Origin of the sequence: Agromyces binzhouensis, from assembly GCF_004135055.1 — a bacterium.
In the GTDB taxonomy this organism is placed as follows: Bacteria; Actinomycetota; Actinomycetes; order Actinomycetales; family Microbacteriaceae; genus Agromyces; species Agromyces binzhouensis.
The window spans coordinates 1-3,778 of sequence record NZ_SDPL01000314.1; the positions used below are offsets into that span (position 1 = coordinate 1).

General features: G+C 72.6%; 4 protein-coding genes and 1 tRNA gene. 3 read left to right on the forward strand and 2 right to left on the reverse strand.

Going from position 1 to position 3,778, the window contains the following annotated elements; translation table 11 throughout:
• Nucleotides 1–56: 56 nt before the first annotated feature.
• The 3 genes from ESO86_RS13195 to ESO86_RS13205 all read left to right on the forward strand — a co-directional run bounded on the left by ESO86_RS13195 (nt 57) and on the right by ESO86_RS13205 (nt 1,839).
• Nucleotides 57–713: a hypothetical protein gene (locus tag ESO86_RS13195; RefSeq protein ID WP_129235438.1), complete on the forward strand. Its 657-nt coding sequence runs from the start codon at nt 57–59 to the stop codon at nt 711–713.
• A 133-nt stretch (nt 714–846) separates the two neighbouring features.
• Nucleotides 847–920 (forward strand) — tRNA-Pro (locus ESO86_RS13200).
• Nucleotides 921–999: 79 nt separating this feature from the next.
• Nucleotides 1,000–1,839, forward strand: coding sequence for an NUDIX hydrolase (locus tag ESO86_RS13205; protein ID WP_129235439.1), 840 nt, complete (start codon nt 1,000–1,002; stop codon nt 1,837–1,839).
• A 27-nt stretch (nt 1,840–1,866) separates the two neighbouring features.
• Here the strand turns inward: ESO86_RS13205 and ESO86_RS13210 are convergent, their stop codons facing one another.
• Both ESO86_RS13210 and ESO86_RS13215 read right to left on the reverse strand, forming a co-directional pair.
• Complete coding sequence (locus ESO86_RS13210; protein ID WP_129235440.1) at nt 1,867–2,928, reverse strand: saccharopine dehydrogenase family protein; 1,062 nt, start codon at nt 2,926–2,928, stop codon at nt 1,867–1,869.
• Nucleotides 2,929–2,999: 71 nt separating this feature from the next.
• On the reverse strand, nt 3,000–3,778 hold a 779-nt coding region (locus ESO86_RS13215), incomplete at its 5' end, for a 2-oxo acid dehydrogenase subunit E2 (protein WP_207207132.1).

Below are 3,778 nucleotides of genomic sequence, written 5' to 3' on the forward strand. Positions count from 1 at the left end.
GACCTCGTCGAGACCGCGGAGGCCGGCCGTGCCGCCGCCCGCGCGGGAGTCGAGCGATGAGCGTCGACGTCGATCGCGCACCCGCGGCATCCGTCGCCCACCGCATCGGAGGCGTCGCCCGACGGGCGCTGAGGCTCGAGCTGCGCATCTACGCGAGCATCGGCCGGCTCATCGCCCGGCGGCCGGCGATCGCGCCCGGCGCGACCGGCTTCGGCTACCACGCGCCCGTGATCACGATCCTCTGGATCTTCATCGTGCTGTCGGCCGTCGAGATCCCCATCCTCGACCTGATCGTGCACCGTTGGCCGGTCGTCCGCATCGTCGTGCTCATCGCCGGCATCTGGGGCCTCACGTGGATGATCGGGCTGCTCGCCGCCTACCTCATGCGACCGCACACCGTCGGGCCCGAGGGCATCCGCGTGCGCGAGGGACTCGAGACCGACGTGCTGCTCACCTGGGACGACATCGCGTCCGTCGCGCGCGTCAAGCGCGTCGACGAGCCCAAGACGCCGAGGATCACCGAGGCGGATGGCGCGCGCACGCTGTCGCTCCGGATGCAGCACGAGACCGCCGTGGCTATCGAGCTCGAGCGGCCGACGCTCGTGCGGCTGCCCGGAACGGCGCCGAAGGGCGGCGAGCAGGTCGTCGACGAGGTGCGGATCTGGGTCGACGACGTGGACGGATTCATGGCCGCGGTGCGGCGCCACATCTGAGGCTCCGTCGGGTTCGCGAACGGGCCCCGCTCGCGCGGTCGCCGCGGTCCACAGCGCCTCGCCGTGTGCACGAGCACCCCTTCGGATGCCGCTATGATGGTCGAGTTGCCTTCGACGGAGACGCTGAGGGCATCGGGCTGTGGCGCAGCTTGGTAGCGCACTTGACTGGGGGTCAAGGGGTCGCAGGTTCAAATCCTGTCAGCCCGACCGAAGGAAGTCCCGGCAGATCGACCGATCTGCCGGGACTTCCGCGTTCCAGTCGGATCCCCGGCCGTATCGTGAGGCCATGGACGTCGTGCCGGCCGCGGGGGCGGTGATCACCGACGACGACGGGCGGGTGCTGCTCGTCAGGCGCGGGGCGGCGCCGCAGCGCGGCCGGTGGTCGGTTCCCGGCGGGCGCCTCGAACCGGGGGAGTCGTTCGCGGATGCCGCGGCGCGCGAGGTGCTCGAGGAGACCGGGCTGCGCGTGGTCGTGGGCCGGGAGCTGTGGAGCCTCCGGCTGCCGACCGCGGATGGGCGGGAGTTCGACATCCACGACTTCGCTGCGACGGTCGTGGGCGGCAACCTGGAGGCCGGCGACGACGCCGCCGACGCGCGTTGGTTCGCCCCGGGGGAACTGCACCGTCTCCGGGTCACGACCCACCTCGTCACCTACCTTCGCCGGGCCGGCGTCGTCGACCCGCTCCCGCACGTGGACGAGCACGCGGTCGACGTCGCGGCCGGTCGCGATGCCGTGTGGCGCGCCCTCGGCGAGCTGCTCGCGCATGCGGCATCCGCCCGGTTCGCGCGCATGCTCGGAGCCGAGGACACCTCGAGGGGCGGGCCCGCGATGCCGGCGCCCGGTGCGATCGTCCCGGGCTTCCACGTGGTCGCCGCCGAACCGCCCGCGCGACTCGCGCTCGCGGGGCGGCACCGGTTCTCCGACTACGAGCTCGTGTTCCGCATCGACGAGCTCGCGCCCGAGCGGAGCCGGCTCCGCGCCGAGACGAGGGCCGTGTTCCCCGGCATGCGGGGCGCCGCGTACCGGACGATGCTCATGGGGTTCGGCCTGCATCGGGCGGCGACGCGACGGATGCTCCGTGCCGTGCGCCGCCGTGCCGAGGCATCCGCTCGCACGCCCTCGTGAGCCGTCGACCCGAAGCCGGTGCCGTGCTCAGCGCTGCAGCACGCTCACCGCGATCGGTTCGCTTCCGGGGAGGCGTTCGACGAACTGCCAGCCCACCAGCTGGGACGGAGTGCAGGTGCCGCCCTCAGCAGGCGCCTGCTCGAGCAGGTGCTGTGCCAGGCCGAGGCTGGAGTCGACGGTCAGGGTGTAGGAGTTCGCCAGCCTGATCCGCCCGACCCGCGTCTCGCCGGCAGCGTTCTCGACTTCACCCCACACCGCACTGGGCTGGGCTGCACGTTCGGCTGCGTCAGGACCGTGGGCAGGCGCCGCGAGCTTCGTGAGCAGTCGCGACACGGGCGCGAGCCGGACCAGCCGGCGGATGCCGTACAGCATCCGGAACTGCCTCACCTGCGCGTCCGACACGGCGGCGTAGGTCGTGATGTTCTCGATCCCGGTCGAGCGGAACGCCGACGACAGGTCGGCGACGGTCGCGTTGGCCGATTGGGTCGGCCCGTCCCCGAAGTCGATCATGCGGATGTCGGAGCCGAACTCCACTGCTTCGATCACGCCGCCCACGCGACGTCTGGCGCTGACCGCCATGCCCTCGATCAGGGTCTTCACCGTTCCCGGCGACAGGGAGGGCGGTCCGAGGATCGCCAGCGATAACCGCGTGGCGTCCGGGAGCTCCTCGGCCAGGCGTGCCGCCAGGCAGTCGGTCGGGACGACGTCGAAGCCCACTCCCGGGCACAGCACGACCCCGGCCTCCGAGGCCTCCTGGGTCAACGAGATGGCGTGCTCGAAGACGTCCATCTCACCGGTGATGTCGAGGTAGTGGGTGCCGGTCGAGAGGCAGGCCGCCATCATCGGCGCCGCCGTCGCCGAGAAGGGGCCGGCACAGTGCAGCACCACGTCGACGCCCTCGAGGTGTTCCTGCGCGGCACCCAGGTCGAAGGAACGTCCCTCCACGCCCAGCTCTCGGGCGAGCGATTCCACCCGGGCGGCATTCCGGCCGGCCACGATCGGGGACCACCCGCGCGCGACCGCGGACCGGGCGATGAGATCGCCGGTGTACCCGTAGGCCCCGTAGATCAGGAGTCTGCTGCTGCTCATGGGCTCGACCCTTCCGCGCGCGCTCACCGGCGTCACGGATGCTGGTCGTCACGGCCGCTGGGGCGAGGCTATCAGCCGAGTACCGACGCGTCCTCGATCGTCCGGCGCAGCGTCTCGGTGAACCGGGAGGCCGGGGCCCCGTCGATGAGGGCGTGATCGAAGCTCAGCGTGATCGGGAGCATGGGTCGCGCCACGACGCGTCCGTCGCGGACGACGGCGCGATCGGCGACGCCGCCGACCGTCGCGATCACGGTCAGCGGGGCGAGCGGCACGGCCCAGCCCCAGCTGCGCGAGAACATGCCGATCGACGTCACGCCGACCGCCGGGCCGAACGCGGCGGCGACACCGGGAACGGTCCCGGCGATGCGGATCGCGGTGCGCCGGAGCGGCCCGGGCAGTGCGAGGACGGCACGCATCGCGCCCCTCGGGCGGTGGTCCACGCCCGGTCCCGTCTTGACCGCGTGCAGGAGTTCCGTGATCTCGGCCGGCGCCATCCGGTCGGCGCCGTGGACGGTGACGATGTCGAGGATCGCGCGGCCCGCCCACTGCCGCTCGACCGTGGACCCGATGTCGACGTGGTCGAAGGCCAGGACCCGCCCGCCCGCGCGGCGGACGTTGACGTCGGGATGCTGCGCGACCGCGCGCGCGAGGGAGGCGATGACGAACCCCGTCCACGACACGTGCGGATCGACGACCGCGAGCCGGGAGGCGGCCTCGCCGACGTCGAGCTCGACCAGTGCGTGCACCTGGAAACGGCGCCGGGCCCCGGCGAGCCGGTCGAGCACCGCGCGCCGCTCCCGCGGCATCGGGCGCAGCGTGTAACGGAAGGCGTCGTGTAGGGAAAAGTGTA

Bases quoted from the DNA above. Each gene is read 5' to 3' on its own strand.
- ESO86_RS13195 (WP_129235438.1), top strand. From the start codon at position 57: ATGAGCGTCGACGTCGATCGCGCACCCGCGGCATCCGTCGCCCACCGC.
- ESO86_RS13205 (WP_129235439.1), top strand. From the start codon at position 1,000: ATGGACGTCGTGCCGGCCGCGGGGGCGGTGATCACCGACGACGACGGG.
- ESO86_RS13210 (WP_129235440.1), bottom strand. From the start codon at position 2,928: ATGAGCAGCAGCAGACTCCTGATCTACGGGGCCTACGGGTACACCGGC.